Here is a 14594-nt window from a genome sequence, read left to right on the forward strand (position 1 = left end):
CCTGTCCCGGACGCGGTGCGGCATTCCAAGGCGATGCGAAGTATCGCCGGTCGTGCCGCTCCGCAGAGGGACCGCACAAGACGTCGAGTTCGAAACGATCCCGGTTGCAGCGCACCGCTTCGCAATGCACTGCGCCCGGGAAACAAGAGACAGGGGCCCAAGATGCGGGCCTGATTCAACGGAGCAAGGCACATGACCAAGGCGCTGAAGGGCGTTCGCATTCTCGATTTCACCCACGTCCAGTCCGGCCCCACCTGCACGCAGTTGCTGGCCTGGTTCGGCGCCGACGTGATCAAGGTGGAGCGCCCCGGCGTCGGCGACATCACCCGCGGCCAGTTGCAGGACATCCCGAAGGTCGACAGCCTGTACTTCACCATGCTGAACCACAACAAGCGCTCGATCACGCTCGACACCAAAAATCCGAAGGGCAAGGAAGTCCTGACCGCGCTGATCAAAAGTTGCGATGTGCTGGTGGAAAATTTCGGACCCGGCGTGCTCGATCGCATGGGATTTCCATGGGAGAAAATCCAGGCCATCAATCCCAAGATGATCGTTGCCTCGATCAAGGGGTTCGGCCCCGGTCCATATGAAGACTGCAAGGTCTATGAGAACGTCGCCCAATGCACCGGCGGCTCGGCATCGACGACCGGATTCCGCGACGGGCTGCCGCTGGTCACCGGCGCACAGATCGGCGACAGTGGTACCGGACTTCATCTGGCGCTCGGCATCGTCACGGCACTTTATCAACGCACCGTCACCGGCAAAGGCCAGAAGGTTACCGCCGCGATGCAGGACGGCGTGCTCAATCTCGCGCGCGTAAAACTGCGCGACCAGCAGCGCCTCGCCCATGGACCGCTGAAAGAGTACAGCCAGTTCGGCGAGGGCATTCCATTCGGCGACGCGGTGCCGCGCGCCGGCAACGATTCCGGCGGCGGCCAGCCCGGGCGCATCCTGAAATGCAAGGGCTGGGAGACCGATCCCAATGCGTACATCTATTTCATCACCCAGGCGCCGGTGTGGGAAAAGATCTGCGACGTGATCGGCGAGCCCGGCTGGAAGACCCATCCGGATTACGCAAAACCCCCGGCCCGGCTGTCGCGGCTGAACGAAATCTTTGAACGGATCGAACAATGGACCATGACCAAGACCAAGTTCGAGGCCATGGACATCCTTAACAAGGACGACATTCCCTGCGGTCCGATCCTGTCGATGAAGGAATTGATCGAGGACCAGTCGCTGCGCGCCACCGGCACCATCGTCGAGGTCGATCATCCCGAGCGCGGCAAATATTTTTCGGTAGGCAATCCGATCAAGATGTCCGACAGCCCGTCCGAAGTGACGCGCTCGCCGCTGTTGGGCGAACATACCGACGAAATCCTCCGCCAGGTGCTCGGCTTCAGCGACCATCAGGTCGCCGAGATTCACGACTCCGGCGCGCTCGATCCGCCGCGCAAGGTTGCGGCCGAATAGACAGCGCGCTTCAACGAGGGTTCGTTTTCAAGGCCGCCGGCGATTCCGGCGGCCTTTGCCTGTGAACATAGTCGGCTAGTTTTTGTTGCAATGCAAAATATAAAATGCTGCTATGCAAACAAAACGGTTGGCGGTGGCATCTGGTATACCTAGATTGGTCTCAGATCGAAACGCAGTGCCATGCTGCAGTCTGAAAAGGGGACCAAAATGTCCAAAGCCGCCGCCGCCACCTTCGCCCCGTCTACCGGAATCCTGAGCCGCCTGATGGTGTCGATTGACCGTCTGCTCGCGGCCAGCGCCCGTATCTCGGCGCGCAACGGCGACGTGCCCTATTTCGGGCTGTAATGCCACAAAATCGGGCCGTTTTCGGCACGGCCGTTTACCGGCACAGTCAGTAGTTCGGCTAATACTTCGACAAACGGCCCCGGTTTCCGGGGCCGTTTTTGTTGTTGAACTCTTGTCGCATCGACAACTGCGCAACATCCTGCGACATTTTCGGCAAGGGGCGCCGTACCCACATAATAAGCTTGCGCTCTGGCATATCACATACCAAAATGCCGCACCGGTAGCGCTCAAGCCCCCTCAACAGAAGCGTGCCTCGGGAGGATTTATGACGGATACGGTTCATGGAGCGGCGCCCGCGGCCGCACGGGTAAGTGACGCATATCGCTGGACGCAATTAGCGGTTGGCGTTGCTGCCATGGTGATGATCGCCAATTATCAGTACGGCTGGACTTTCTTCGTCCCCGACATCCAGAAAAAATTCGGATGGGATCGCGCTTCGATCCAGTGGGCGTTCACGCTGTTCGTGCTGTTCGAGACCTGGCTGGTGCCGGTCGAAGGCTGGTTCGTCGACAAATACGGGCCGCGCGTGGTGGTTCTGCTCGGCGGTATTCTGTGTGCCATCGGATGGGCGATCAATGCCGAAGCGACATCGCTCAACGGCTATTATCTCGGCATGATCGTGGCGGGCATCGGCGCCGGCGGCGTCTACGGCACCTGCGTTGGCAACGCTTTGAAGTGGTTTCCGGACAAACGCGGCCTAGCAGCCGGAATCACCGCGGCCGGATTCGGCGCGGGCTCCGCGCTGACGGTGGCGCCGATCCAGGCCATGATCAAGGATTCCGGCTTCCAGGCCACCTTCCTCTATTTCGGCCTCGGCCAGGGCATCCTGATCGTGATTCTGGCATTCTTCCTGTTTGCGCCGAAGCCGGGACAGGTCCCGGCCGTGGTTCAGAACGCCAACCTGCAGCAGACCCGGCGCAACTATGCGCCGATGGAAGTGATCCGCAGTCCGATCTTCTGGCTGATGTATTTCATGTTCGTAATCGTCGGCGCCGGCGGATTGATGGTGACCGCAAATCTGAAACCGATCGCGGTGGACTGGAAAGTCGATTCCATTCCCGTCACCCTGATCGGATTGACAATGACGACGGTGACCTTCGCCGCCACCATCGACCGTATCCTTAACGGCCTGACCCGTCCGTTCTTCGGCTGGATCTCGGATATGATCGGCCGCGAGAACACGATGTTTATCGCCTTCGGCATCGAAGGCATCGGTATCTGGGCGCTGTACATGCTGGGCCACGATCCTGTTTGGTTCGTGATCCTGTCCGGTCTGGTGTTCTTCGCATGGGGCGAGATCTACTCGCTGTTTCCCTCGACCTGCACCGACACGTTCGGCGCTAAATTCGCGACCACCAATGCCGGCCTGCTCTACACGGCCAAAGGCACTGCGGCGCTGCTGGTGCCGTTCGCAAACTATATGCAGCAATCCTCCGGCAATTGGGACACGGTATTCCTGATCGCCGCCGGCGCGAACATCCTTGCTTCGCTGCTCGCCATCGCGGTGCTCAAGCCATGGCGCAAAGTTGTGGTCGCCAAATCCCAGGTCGCCTGACCGCCTTCGCATGAGCCAAAACAAGCGCGCCCGTCCTCCGGGATGGGCGCGCTTTATTTTGGCAGGTTTTTCGTAGATGCCCGAACCGTGCGGTTATCCGGCGCATCAAAGACCGGCATGTGATAGGCTGGGTAAGCGAGGCTGCTCAAAGGCGTCAGCAATGCTGCCTCGTTGTAGGTTTTATTTAATTCCGGAGTGACTTCGTTTGACAGTTGGCATATTGTATACCACTATGGATCAGCCAAAGACCTGAGGAGGTTGCGATGAAAGTCGGAGACATCCTGGCCAAGAAGAACACCCGAATCGCGACGGTCCGCATGAACGAAACCGTCGCCATCGCCGCGCAGTTGATGCGTGCCAGCAATATCAGCGCGCTGGTGGTGAAGGATGTCGTGCGCACCGAGGGCAACACTGCGGTCGGCATGTTCACGGAGCGCGACGTGGTTCGCGCCATTGCCGAGCACGGTGCCGCCGGCGTCAATCTCAAGGTTTCGCAGCTGATCTCGGTACAGCAACTGATCTCATGCTGCGCCGACGACAGCCTCGAACATGTTCGCCATCTGATGAACAAGAACCATATTCGGCACGTGCCCGTGATCGACGACCACACCCTGATCGGAGTCATCAGCATCCGCGACATCAGTGCCGCCTTCGATGACGAAGCAACCGGAGCCAAGACGCGATCGGTGGCATGATCGCGTTGGCCTGCTTCCCCCGCGCGGCGCTGCCCCGATCGCGCCGCGCGATCCCAGGCGGCGAAGCGGCGCACCGATGGACATTTGTGGTGCGCGGCGGCATCCTCACCTGCTGACGACGAGGCGATGTACTCGCCGCGGGGAATTCAGAGGGGGCGCATGATCAAAACGCGATTTACCGAACTGGTGGGGGTCGAGCATCCGATCGTGCAGGGTGGCATGCAATGGGTCGGCTGCGCCGAACTGGTTGCCGCAGTAGCCAACGCCGGCGCGCTCGGCTTCATCACGGCTCTGACCCAGCCTACCCCCGACGATCTTACCAGGGAAATCACGCGCTGCCGCGGCCTTACCGACAAGCCGTTCGGCGTCAACCTCACCATCCTGCCGTCCATAAAGCCGCCGCCTTACGCGGAATACCGCCAGGCGATCATCGAGAGCGGCATCAAGATCGTCGAGACCGCCGGCAACAAGCCGCAGGAACACGTCACCGAATTCAAGAAGCACGGCATCGTGGTCGTGCACAAATGCACCAGCGTCCGCCACGCGCTGTCGGCGGAGCGGATGGGCGTCGACGCGATCTCGATCGACGGGTTCGAATGCGCCGGCCACCCCGGCGAAGACGACACGCCGGGGCTGATCCTGATTCCGGTCGCCGCCGACAAGATCAAGATACCGATGATCGCATCCGGTGGCTTTGGCGATGGCCGCGGCCTCGTTGCCGCATTGGCGCTGGGCGCCGAAGGCATCAACATGGGCACGCGCTTCATGTGCACCAAGGAGAGCCCGATCCATCAATTGATCAAGGAAAAGATCGTCGCCAATGACGAGCGCGAGACCGAGCTGATTTTCCGCACCATGCGCAACACCTCGCGTGTTGCGAAAAATGCGGTGAGTACCAAGGTGGTGGCAATGGAGAAGCAAGGCGCCGCGTTCGAACAGGTGCGCGACCTCGTCGCCGGCGCGCGCGGCAAGATGGTGTACGCGACCGGAGACGCCGATGAAGGGATCTGGTCCGCCGGGCAAGTGCAAGGATTGATCCACGATATTCCAAGTTGCGCCGAGCTTGTGTCGCGCATCATGCGCGAGGCCGAAGCCATCATCCAGGGCCGGCTCGACGGCATGATGTCCGGCACCCGGCGCGAAGCTGCGGAATAGTCCGTCCTTGCGACGAAGCAATCCGGATTGCCGTAAAGAACCGGACTGCCTCGCTCGCAATGACGATCGATAGACCATTCAACGAGAGAACGATCCCATGAAAGCTTTCGTCTACGGCGCCAATGGCGCTGAAATCGTCGATGTCGCAAAACCCGCGCCGAAAGCGACCCAGGTGCTGGTCCGCGTCCGCGCCAACGGCCTCAACCGCGCCGATCTCGGCATGACCAAGGGTCATGCCCATGGCAGCGCCGGCGGCGTTGGCGCGGTGCTGGGCATGGAGTGGGCCGGCGAAGTCGCCGAACTCGGCCCCGATGCCGAAGGCGTTCAGGTCGGCGACCGGGTAATGGGCTCGGGTGCCGCGGCATTCGCCGAATACACGCTGGCGGATCACGGCCGGCTGTTCCACATCCCATCGACGTCGAATATGAGTTTCGAGGAAGCGGCCACCTATCCCGTGGCACTTGCGACCATGCACAACGCGGTAGTCACCAATGGCGCGCTGCAGCCGGGTCAAACGGTGCTGGTTCAGGGTGCCAGTTCCGGTGTCGGCCTGATGGCCATGCAGATCGCAAAGCTCAAGGGCGCTAAACTCGTGATCGGCTCCTCGACCGATGCTGCACGCCGCGAACGGCTGCAGGAATTCGGCGCCGACATTGCGGTGGATTCTTCCGATCCCGGCTGGGTCGATCAGGTGCTGAAGGCAACCGATGGCGAAGGCGTCGACCTGATCGTCGATCAGGTTTCCGGAAAGGTCGCCAACCAGAATCTGGCGGCAACAAGAATCAAGGGCCGCATCGTCAATGTCGGCCGCCTCGGCGGCACCCACGGCGATTTCAACTTCGACCTGCACGCCGCGCGGCGCATCCAATATATCGGCGTCACCTTTCGCACCCGTTCGATCGAGGAAATCCGCGAGATTTTCAGACAGGTCCGCGACGATATCTGGCCCGCGGTGGAATCCGGCACACTGAAACTGCCGATCGACAAGGTCTATCCATTCGGCGATATCGTGCGCGCCTTCGAGCACATGGAAGCCAACAGGCACCTCGGCAAGATCGTGGTGAGGCAATAAAGCGCAGTCGACGTAAGGCGGCAAGCGCTCTTGCCGTACTCACCCTGGCAACATCTGTTCCGGTTTTCGCATGGTGGCAGCCACGCTTAAGGGCCGCGCATTCGCGCGCCCTGCCTTTTGTCCACTCTACGAAGCTTGGAGGGACCGCTGGGTGCGACTGATCCGCAATTGCGATTCCACGCGTTGACGTGCGCCCTCGCCCTGCTAAACCCGCGGCCATGAATCAGCCGGTTGCCACCGTCAAATCCCGCGTCGCTGCGATCTCGATTTTCGCCAGCGCCGGTATGGCCGCGACTAAATTTGTCGTCGGGATTGCCATCGGCAGCCTCGCGCTGATCTCCGAGGCGCTGCACTCCTTGGTGGATCTGGTGGCCACCGTCATCACCTGGCTGGTGGTGCAGATGTCGGACCGGCCGGCCGACGAGGAGCATCACTATGGCCACGGCAAGATCGAGAGCCTGTCGGCGCTCGGCGTGATCGCGATGCTCTATGTGCTGGCCGGCGGCATCCTGGTGCAGGCCTGGAGTCATCTTCGCCACGGCGCCCCGCCGCCGACGCTCTCGGCGGTGCCGTTTGCGGTTCTGGTGGTCGATATCGCCGTCAATTTCTGGCGGGCACGGGCGCTGCATCGCACCGCGCTCGACACCAAAAGTCAGGCGCTGGAAGCCGACGCGCTGCATTTCGCATCCGACGTGTTCGGATCCAGCGCGGTGATGGTCGGGCTCGCATTGTCGGCCTTCGGCTACCCATGGGGCGACGCCGCTGCCGCGATCGGGGTCGCGATCCTGATTTCCGTATTGGGCCTGCGGCTGGGGCGCTCCACCATCGAAACCCTTCTGGATCGCGCGCCGGAAGGCGCGTCCGTAAAAGCCACCGCCGCGATCAAGGCGGTCCCCGGCGTGCTCGAAGTGGAACGGCTGCGGGTGCGGATGGTCGGTTCGACGCATTTCATCGATGCCATCGTGCAGGTGCCGCGGACGTACCCGATCGACCGCATCGAGGAGATCAAGCGCCGGGCGCAGGATGCGGTGGCCGGGGCGCTCGGCGACGCCGACCTGACGTTCACCGCGGTACCGGTCGCGCGCGACAATGAAAGCGTGCGCGAGCGCATCATGGTGATCGCGCGCAATTCCGGGCTCGCGATCCATCATGTCACCGTGCACGATCTCGGCGGCCATCTGACCGTCAGCATCGATCTCGAAGTGGACGGCGAGATGGCGCTGGCGCAGGCGCACGACATCGCGCACGATCTGGAACGCAACATCCGCGACGAATTCGGCGCCGACGTCGAGGTCGATACCCATATCGAACCGCTGGAACCCGAACTGCCGTTCGGCACTGACGCTGCAGCCGGCCGGGTCGCAGAGATTGCGGAGACGTTGGCGCGCATCGCAGCCGACGGCGCGATCCACGACATCCACAATGTGCGGGTGCGCGACACCGAGGCCGGCGAAATCGTCAACTTCCATTGCCGCGCCGCGCCTTCGATGAGCGTGATCAAGGTCCACGAGAGCGTCGATACGATCGAACGCGCGTTGCGCCGGGCGTTTCCCAGCGTAAAGCGCGTCATCAGCCACGCCGAACCGCCGTATGCGGATTGAAACGCGGAAGCAGCGTTAGTGAATAGTCATGCCCGGCCTTGTGCCGGACATCCACGTCTTACTTACGTGAAAGCAAAGACTGGATGGCCGCGACAAGCCCACCGGATGCACACATCTCGACCGTCATTGCCGGCCTTGACCCGGCAATCCATCCGCGTCGAAACGACTCTTCCGAAGATGGATGAATACGCGGGTCAAGCCCGCGTATGACGAGATGTGTGAATCCGGCAGGGACAAGCCCGGCCGACAAGTGAAACGCGCCGCGTTCCTGTTTCGGACTCATTTTCGCGAATTTCGGGACGCTGATTCCCCATTGGGCAAGATTTATTTGCATTAACGAATCGTTGACTCTCGACAGCCGCAAAAAAACGGATTCAAATCGCCATGATTCGAGAGTGGCCGGGGGGTCCTCTCGAATGGGTGACACTAACGATTATCCAGGGGGCCACAGGTATGGCGCGCGCACACGCGACGAGCGCCTGCGTCCAATCCGATTCGATCAAGGGATTGGCGCAATCGATCGCGAAACCTGCCTATCATCGGCTTTTGATCGCGGAGCCCGCGCTTCGCAGGGCGGTTCCCACGCTCATCATCGCCTTTCTGATCACCATCTGCGTTGGCGCGTTCGTCCAGGTGATGGACCAGAGCCGGCAAAAGCGCGCTTCGATAAAACGGGATGTATCGGCGCTGGCCGATCTGTTGGCAGAACGTCTCGACCACATCGGCACAATCAGGTCTGATCGCGCGGCGTCCATCGAACGGCTGCAAAGCCTGCTCCCCGGCTTCATTCCATCATGGGGGATCGCCGCGGGACGTCATGTCCTCGTCACCGGTTCCGATGGCCGCGTTCTCGCCCGCATCCCCATGGAGACGGCGCTTGCCGATACCGACCGGATCCTCGACGTCATCAGCGCGGCGCAGTTCCTCACCCTGCCCGGCCAGCAAGCCGACGTCGCCGACATGATCCTGCCCGGCGGCGGCGCCGCGCTGGCGACGCTGCGCCTGATCAAGGCGCTGCCCGGCCAGGTCATCGTCATTCAGGAGAAGGACGATGCGGTCTGGCGATCCGATGCGGCGCTGTCGGTTACTCTGTCGGCCACTACCGGCTTCGTGGTGCTGATCCTCGGTTTTGCGTTCCACTGGCAATCGACCCGCGCGCGCGAGGGTGACCTCATCAACGACGCCGTGCGCGGCCGCATCGACACCGCGCTCAACCGCGGACGCTGCGGATTGTGGGACTGGGATCTGTCGCGCGGCAGGATTTTCTGGTCGCACTCGATGTTCACCATGCTCGGGCTGGACAGCCGCAGCGACCTTCTGACCTTCGGCGAAGTCAATGCGCTGGTGAAATCCGACGACATCGACCTGTTCGCCATCGCCGATCAACTGATCTCGGGGAAAATCAACTACATCGATCAGCGATTCCGCATGCAGCATATCGACGGCCACTGGATCTGGCTGCGGGTGCGCTGCGAACTCAGCCAGGGCGCCAATGACAGCGGCCTGCATCTGATCGGCATCGCCGTCGATATCACCGAGCAGAAGAGCCTCGCCGAACGCACCGTGGAAGCCGACCTGCGGCTGCGCGACGCCATCGAAACCATCCCGGAGGCGTTCGTGCTGTGGGATGCGGAGGACCGCCTGGTGCTGTGCAACTCGCACTTCCAGCGGCTGCACCGGTTGCCGGATTCGGCTGTGACGCCCGGCACTTCCTATGAAACCGTGATCGAGGTCGGCAGCATGCCGGAAGTCCGTACCCGGCTGCAGGAAACCTCGTCGCAGGCGCCGGGCGCGCGCACCTTCGAGGCGCAGCTCGACAACGGCAACTGGCTGCACATTTCGGAACGACGCACCAAGGACGGCGGCTATGTCTCGGTGGGCACCGACATTACCCGCATCAAGGAACACGAGCAGAAACTGGTCGACAACGACCTTCGCCTGCGCGCCACCGTCATCGACCTGAAACGCTCGCAGACCACCCTGGAACAACAGGCCATCGAACTGGTCGACCTCGCGCAAAAATATTCCGAGGAGAAGACCCGCGCCGAGGAAGCCAACCAGACCAAGTCCAAATTCCTCGCCAATATGAGTCACGAACTGCGCACGCCGCTCAACGCCATCATCGGATTTTCCGAGATCATGGGCAGCGGCATGTTCGGCACGCTAGGGTCGGAAAAATACGCGGAATATTGCCACGACATCCTGACCAGCGGCCATTATCTGCTCGAGGTGATCAACGACATCCTGGACATGTCGAAAATCGAGGCCGGCCGCATGAAGCTCGACCTGGAAACGCTCGACCTGTCGAAAACGCTGGCGGAATCGCTGCGCGTGGTGTCCGGACGCGCCGACGACAAGGATCTTGCGGTCGACACCGATATCGAAGGCGCCGTTCCGGTGGTCGCCGATCGCCGCGCCATCAAGCAGATCATTGTCAACCTGCTGTCCAATGCGGTCAAATTCACGCCCGACGGCGGCAGGGTCACGGTGCGTTGCCGGCGGCGGCCCAACGCGGTGGTGCTGATGATTGCCGACAGCGGCATCGGCATCGCCCCGCAATCGCTGGCGCGGCTCGGCAAGCCATTCGAGCAGGTCGAAAGCCAGTTGACCAAGACCTACCACGGCTCCGGTCTCGGCCTTGCCATCGCCAAGTCGCTGACCAATCTGCACGGCGGCTCGATGAAGCTGCGCTCGAAACTCGGCACCGGCACCGTGGTGTGCGTGACACTGCCGCGCAACGCCAAAATCGAGGCGCAGGTTTTCGCGGCGGCCTAGACCCGCGCGCGGCAAGGATCTGCAAAATGGATAATTGGTGCTTCCCGCTTCTCCCTCGCATCCTCCAAACCTCATCCAGCAACGCGGTCAGACCTTTCCTCTGCAGTGCAAGGTGGACTCCCTGCGCTTAGTATCTTGTCCCGGCCGCCCCCGTGCGTCATACGTCGCAACGCGGTTACTGCCCCGGCAGCTTGCCGACGCTGATCTCGATCGCCGAAAAATAAGCGGCGAGATCCTCGATGTCGGTGTCGGACAAGGATGGAGCTACCACCGACATCGCGTCGTTCCTTCGCGCACCGGATTTGTATGCTTGCAGTTGCGCGACGATATAGGGCTCGGTCTGACCGGCAATGTTCGGCGCATCCGGGACCTTGGATAGTCCGTCGAGCCCGTGGCAGGCCTGGCACATCATCGCCTTGGCCCGGCCGGCTTTTATGTCGCCGGCATGGCCCATGCTGCCGCCGGCTCCGAGCAGGCAGATAGACGTGAACAGGGTGACCGCCGACCGTGCCACCCTGGGATACGCAGACATCACCTTAAACCCTCAGGAACCGTGTACCAGGACACCTCTCCCCGCTTGCGGGAAGAGGTGAAGGAACTACAGGACGTTACTTGCCGTCGTACCAGATGCGATAGAGCGCTCCCACCAGATCGTCCGAAACCAGCAGCGAACCATCGGCCAACTGCGCGACATCGACAGGACGACCGAGGTAATAGCCATTGTCGTTCCAGCCTTCGGCGAACGGTTCCGATTTTCCGGCGGCATGGCCGTCGTCCTTGAGGAACGTCACCATCACCCGGGCCCCGACCGGCGTGGTTCGATTCCATGAGCCATGCTGCGTGGAAAAAACGGCGCCCTGGTATTTCTTCGGAAACATGTTGCCGGTGTAGAAGATCAGACCGAGGTCCGCGGCATGCGCGGCCTGCTCCACTTCGGGGAAAACCGCGTTGGCGGGCGGGGTATCGTTCTTGTATTCATTGGTTCGCGTACGCCCGCCGCCATACCAGGGAAAGCCAAAATCCTGGCCCGCGTCGGTGATGCGGTTCATCTCGCCCGGCGGCTGCTCGTCGCCCATGCCATCGACCTGGTTATCGTTGGTCCAGAGCGACTTGTCGTTCGGATTGAAATCCATGCCGACCGGATTGCGCAGTCCGACGGCGTAGACCTCGCGGTTCTTGCCGTCGCGATCCATACGGATAATTCCGCCGATGCCGAGCTTGCGGTATAGATCGTTTTTTTCCTTTGACGGCACGTTGTAGGGCTGGCCGAGCTGGATATAGAGCTTGTTGTCCGGGCCGACCCTGCAGACCCGCGCGGTGTGGTTATAGCTTTCCTCGGATTTTGGAATGAGGCCGCCTTCGGCCACGACGACGCCGGCCACCACATCTGGACTTTCATAGAAAAATTCGGCCGCTGGATATTCCAGGACGCGGTTCTGCTCGGCGATGTAGAGGAAGCCGTCCTTCGAAAAGCATCCGCCATTCGGAATTTTCTTCGGCAAGGTGGGCGCGAACTCCTTGACCTCGTCGCCGACGCCGCCGCGGGAGCGGTCGGTGACCACCCAGACTTTCGACTTGCGCGTGCCGACGAAGGTCGCGACGCCCTGCGGGCCGACGGCGATATGGCGGGCGTCCGGCACCAAGGCATAGAGCGAGATGTGGAATCCCGGCGGCATCTTGATCTTGGCGAGATTCTGTTTGACCTGTTCGGCCTTCGCACCGGTTTGTGAAATCTCCGGCCAGTCGGCGGTGCTGCCGGTCGGGCGCATGGCGCCCAATGTGTCGAGCGCGCTCGGCGCCGGTGCGGCGGGCTGGCCGAGCGCCGGCCAGGCAGCCAGCGTCAGTGCAGCCATCGTGACTTGCAAATGAAGTTTCATCGGTGCCTCCCTGGGATGCCCCAATTCTAACGGGCGACCCGCCCGCCGCTGGGGAGTTCGGCTATCAATGCGCGTGCGGGTAAGATTGTCAAATGGCAACCGTTCCGCCGGTCGCCGGTCGGCTTTACGCTGCGATGCTCACCCTATAGATTTTCGAACATAACGGTCGATGTAGCGATCGATGACAACGGGAGCATGACGTCATGAACATAGCGCAGCCGATTCCAATCGCCCGTCACCCCTATGCGGACGGCTCCTACAAGAAGATGCTGATCGACGGCAAGTGGGAAGACGCGGCATCCGGCAAACGGTTCGACACCCATAATCCCGCTACCGGCGAACTGCTTGCCACCGTTGCGGAAGGTGATGCCGAAGACATCAACCGCGCGGTTGCGGCGGCGCGGCGCGCCTTCGAAGGACCGTGGAGCAAGGTCAAGCCGTTCGAGCGGCAGGCCCTGCTGCTCAGATTAGCCGACCTGGTCGAGAAAAACTTCGAAGAACTGTCGCAACTGGACACGCTCGATATGGGCGCGCCGATCAGCCGTACCCGCGGCAACAAGCTGCGGGTGCTCGGCATGCTGCGATACTATGCCGGACAAGCGACCGCGCTGCACGGCGAAACTATCGAGAACTCGCTTCCCGGCGATATTTTCTCATATACGCTCAAGGAGCCCGTCGGCGTGGTCGGCGCCATCATTCCGTGGAACGGACCGCTCGGTGCCAGTGTCTGGAAGATCGGTCCGGCGATTGCGACGGGCTGCACGGTAGTCCTGAAGCCGGCCGAAGAAGCGCCGCTGACCTCGCTGCGGCTTGCCGAGCTGTGCATGGAAGCGGGTGTGCCGCCGGGCGTCGTCAACGTGGTGCCGGGCTATGGCGAAACCGCGGGCGCAGCCCTTGCCTCCCATCCCGGCGTCGACAAGGTCGCCTTCACCGGCTCGCATGTGACCGGCCAATCCATCATCCGGGCGTCGGCTGGAAACCTCAAGCGCGTATCGCTGGAACTCGGCGGCAAATCGCCGGATATTGTGTTTGCCGACGCCGATCTCGATCAGGCCGTGCCCGGCGCGGCAATGGCGGTGTTCGCGAACTCCGGCCAGATCTGCAGCGCGGGCACGCGGCTGTTCGTCGAGCACAAGGTCTACGACGAGTTCGTCGGCCGCGTTGCCGACTACGGCAGGAAGCTCAAAGTCGGCAACGGTCTCGACCCCAGCACGCAGATCGGGCCGCTGGTCTCCGAACAGCAGCTCGATCGCGTCACCAGCTACCTCGACGTCGGCGCTAAAGAAGGCGCAAAGGCCCTGGCCGGCGGTGCCCGGCTCACCGAAGGCGCGCTGTCGAAGGGTTACTTCGTGCCGCCGACGGTGTTCGCCGATGTTCAGGACACCATGCGGATCGCGCAGGAGGAAATCTTCGGGCCGGTGATTTCGGCGATTTCGTTCACCGAGCCCGACGAACTGATCCAGCGTGCCAATGCGACGACGTTCGGCTTGGGCAGCGGAGTCTGGACCCGCGACGTCAGCAAGGCGCACCGGGTGGCGAAGGCGCTCCGTGCCGGTTCGGTCTGGGTCAACTGCTATCAGGCCATGGACCCTGCGGTACCGTTCGGCGGCTACAAGATGAGCGGCTACGGCCGCGAGTCCGGCAAGCAGCACGTCGAGGAGTATCTCAACGTCAAGGCGGTATGGATCAAGACGGGCTAGGCATCGAACATCTGCCGGCGATGTCCCCGGCCTGAACGCCTAGCCCGGCAATGACGAACGGTTGCAGACAGATGGTGACACAAACATCTGTCGACGCGACTGCATTGCGCAATATGCCCGCTGGCAGCGTTGGCTCGGCGCTGCTCCAGGCATCGGCTGGCCGCTTGACATCGGCCAGCGACAGCCGGAAATCTTGCCGATCTTTATTTCCCGGTGACGGGAGCTTTTCTTCCGTTCGCGTTAGGTGGACTGATCGCCCAATATCGTCACGCGGTACATTTTCGGGCATATCTATTGCTGGCGCGCTGATATTCAGTACGCTCGGCTTGCTGGTCAGCATGGCCGTGGC

The 14594-nt window shown here is 61.9% G+C and carries 12 protein-coding genes; 9 read left to right on the forward strand and 3 right to left on the reverse strand.

Annotation, left to right across the window (positions count from 1 at the left end; all coding sequences use genetic code 11):
* The first annotated feature begins 192 nt into the window (after nucleotides 1-192).
* The 8 genes from frc (at nucleotide 193) to ACFE72_RS01095 (ending at nucleotide 10668) form a co-directional block, all read left to right on the forward strand.
* Nucleotides 193-1470 carry a formyl-CoA transferase gene (frc, locus tag ACFE72_RS01060; RefSeq protein ID WP_375411187.1) on the forward strand — a complete coding sequence of 426 codons (1278 nt, stop codon included), beginning with the start codon at nucleotides 193-195 and terminating at the stop codon, nucleotides 1468-1470.
* Between the two features lie 207 nt (nucleotides 1471-1677).
* The gene (locus ACFE72_RS01065; RefSeq protein WP_375411188.1) at nucleotides 1678-1815 is read left to right on the forward strand and encodes a hypothetical protein; all 138 of its coding nucleotides are present in this window, start codon (nucleotides 1678-1680) and stop codon (nucleotides 1813-1815) included.
* A gap of 265 nt (nucleotides 1816-2080) precedes the next feature.
* Complete coding sequence (gene oxlT / locus ACFE72_RS01070; RefSeq protein WP_375411189.1) at nucleotides 2081-3370, forward strand: oxalate/formate MFS antiporter; 1290 nt, start codon at nucleotides 2081-2083, stop codon at nucleotides 3368-3370.
* 263 nt (nucleotides 3371-3633) lie between these two features.
* Entirely contained in the window at nucleotides 3634-4065 is a 432-nt protein-coding gene (locus ACFE72_RS01075; protein ID WP_375411190.1) for a CBS domain-containing protein, read from the forward strand.
* A 159-nt stretch (nucleotides 4066-4224) separates the two neighbouring features.
* Nucleotides 4225-5220: an NAD(P)H-dependent flavin oxidoreductase gene (locus ACFE72_RS01080; protein WP_375411191.1), complete on the forward strand. Its 996-nt coding sequence runs from the start codon at nucleotides 4225-4227 to the stop codon at nucleotides 5218-5220.
* 97 nt (nucleotides 5221-5317) lie between these two features.
* The gene (locus ACFE72_RS01085) at nucleotides 5318-6292 is read left to right on the forward strand and encodes a zinc-binding dehydrogenase (protein WP_375411192.1); all 975 of its coding nucleotides are present in this window, start codon (nucleotides 5318-5320) and stop codon (nucleotides 6290-6292) included.
* Nucleotides 6293-6510: 218 nt separating this feature from the next.
* Nucleotides 6511-7893, forward strand: a complete 1383-nt coding sequence (locus ACFE72_RS01090; protein WP_375411193.1) for a cation-efflux pump — start codon at nucleotides 6511-6513, stop codon at nucleotides 7891-7893.
* A gap of 453 nt (nucleotides 7894-8346) precedes the next feature.
* The gene (locus tag ACFE72_RS01095; protein ID WP_375411194.1) at nucleotides 8347-10668 is read left to right on the forward strand and encodes a PAS domain-containing sensor histidine kinase; all 2322 of its coding nucleotides are present in this window, start codon (nucleotides 8347-8349) and stop codon (nucleotides 10666-10668) included.
* A gap of 175 nt (nucleotides 10669-10843) precedes the next feature.
* Here ACFE72_RS01095 and ACFE72_RS01100 read toward each other — a convergent pair whose 3' ends face one another.
* Nucleotides 10844-11200, reverse strand: coding sequence for a c-type cytochrome (locus ACFE72_RS01100; protein WP_375411195.1), 357 nt, complete (start codon nucleotides 11198-11200; stop codon nucleotides 10844-10846).
* 76 nt (nucleotides 11201-11276) lie between these two features.
* The gene (locus ACFE72_RS01105; protein WP_375411196.1) at nucleotides 11277-12545 is read right to left on the reverse strand and encodes a PQQ-dependent sugar dehydrogenase; all 1269 of its coding nucleotides are present in this window, start codon (nucleotides 12543-12545) and stop codon (nucleotides 11277-11279) included.
* A 203-nt stretch (nucleotides 12546-12748) separates the two neighbouring features.
* Here ACFE72_RS01105 and ACFE72_RS01110 point away from each other — a divergent pair, with 203 nt between their 5' ends.
* Complete coding sequence (locus tag ACFE72_RS01110; protein WP_375411197.1) at nucleotides 12749-14245, forward strand: aldehyde dehydrogenase family protein; 1497 nt, start codon at nucleotides 12749-12751, stop codon at nucleotides 14243-14245.
* Here the strand turns inward: ACFE72_RS01110 and ACFE72_RS01115 are convergent.
* Nucleotides 14232-14585 carry a hypothetical protein gene (locus ACFE72_RS01115; RefSeq protein WP_375411198.1) on the reverse strand — a complete coding sequence of 118 codons (354 nt, stop codon included), beginning with the start codon at nucleotides 14583-14585 and terminating at the stop codon, nucleotides 14232-14234. The genes ACFE72_RS01110 and ACFE72_RS01115 overlap by 14 nt on opposite strands.
* Nucleotides 14586-14594 lie beyond the last annotated feature (9 nt).

The sequence above is a fragment of the uncultured Bradyrhizobium sp. genome, from assembly GCF_964252615.1.
In the GTDB taxonomy this organism is placed as follows: Bacteria; Pseudomonadota; Alphaproteobacteria; order Rhizobiales; family Xanthobacteraceae; genus Bradyrhizobium.

Coding starts and splice junctions, on each gene's coding strand:
- frc (WP_375411187.1), top strand. CDS start 193: ATGACCAAGGCGCTGAAGGGCGTTCGCATTCTCGATTTCACCCACGTC.
- ACFE72_RS01065 (WP_375411188.1), top strand. CDS start 1,678: ATGTCCAAAGCCGCCGCCGCCACCTTCGCCCCGTCTACCGGAATCCTG.
- oxlT (WP_375411189.1), top strand. CDS start 2,081: ATGACGGATACGGTTCATGGAGCGGCGCCCGCGGCCGCACGGGTAAGT.
- ACFE72_RS01075 (WP_375411190.1), top strand. CDS start 3,634: ATGAAAGTCGGAGACATCCTGGCCAAGAAGAACACCCGAATCGCGACG.
- ACFE72_RS01080 (WP_375411191.1), top strand. CDS start 4,225: ATGATCAAAACGCGATTTACCGAACTGGTGGGGGTCGAGCATCCGATC.
- ACFE72_RS01085 (WP_375411192.1), top strand. CDS start 5,318: ATGAAAGCTTTCGTCTACGGCGCCAATGGCGCTGAAATCGTCGATGTC.
- ACFE72_RS01090 (WP_375411193.1), top strand. CDS start 6,511: ATGAATCAGCCGGTTGCCACCGTCAAATCCCGCGTCGCTGCGATCTCG.
- ACFE72_RS01095 (WP_375411194.1), top strand. CDS start 8,347: ATGGCGCGCGCACACGCGACGAGCGCCTGCGTCCAATCCGATTCGATC.
- ACFE72_RS01100 (WP_375411195.1), bottom strand. CDS start 11,200: ATGTCTGCGTATCCCAGGGTGGCACGGTCGGCGGTCACCCTGTTCACG.
- ACFE72_RS01105 (WP_375411196.1), bottom strand. CDS start 12,545: ATGAAACTTCATTTGCAAGTCACGATGGCTGCACTGACGCTGGCTGCC.
- ACFE72_RS01110 (WP_375411197.1), top strand. CDS start 12,749: ATGAACATAGCGCAGCCGATTCCAATCGCCCGTCACCCCTATGCGGAC.
- ACFE72_RS01115 (WP_375411198.1), bottom strand. CDS start 14,585: ATGCTGACCAGCAAGCCGAGCGTACTGAATATCAGCGCGCCAGCAATA.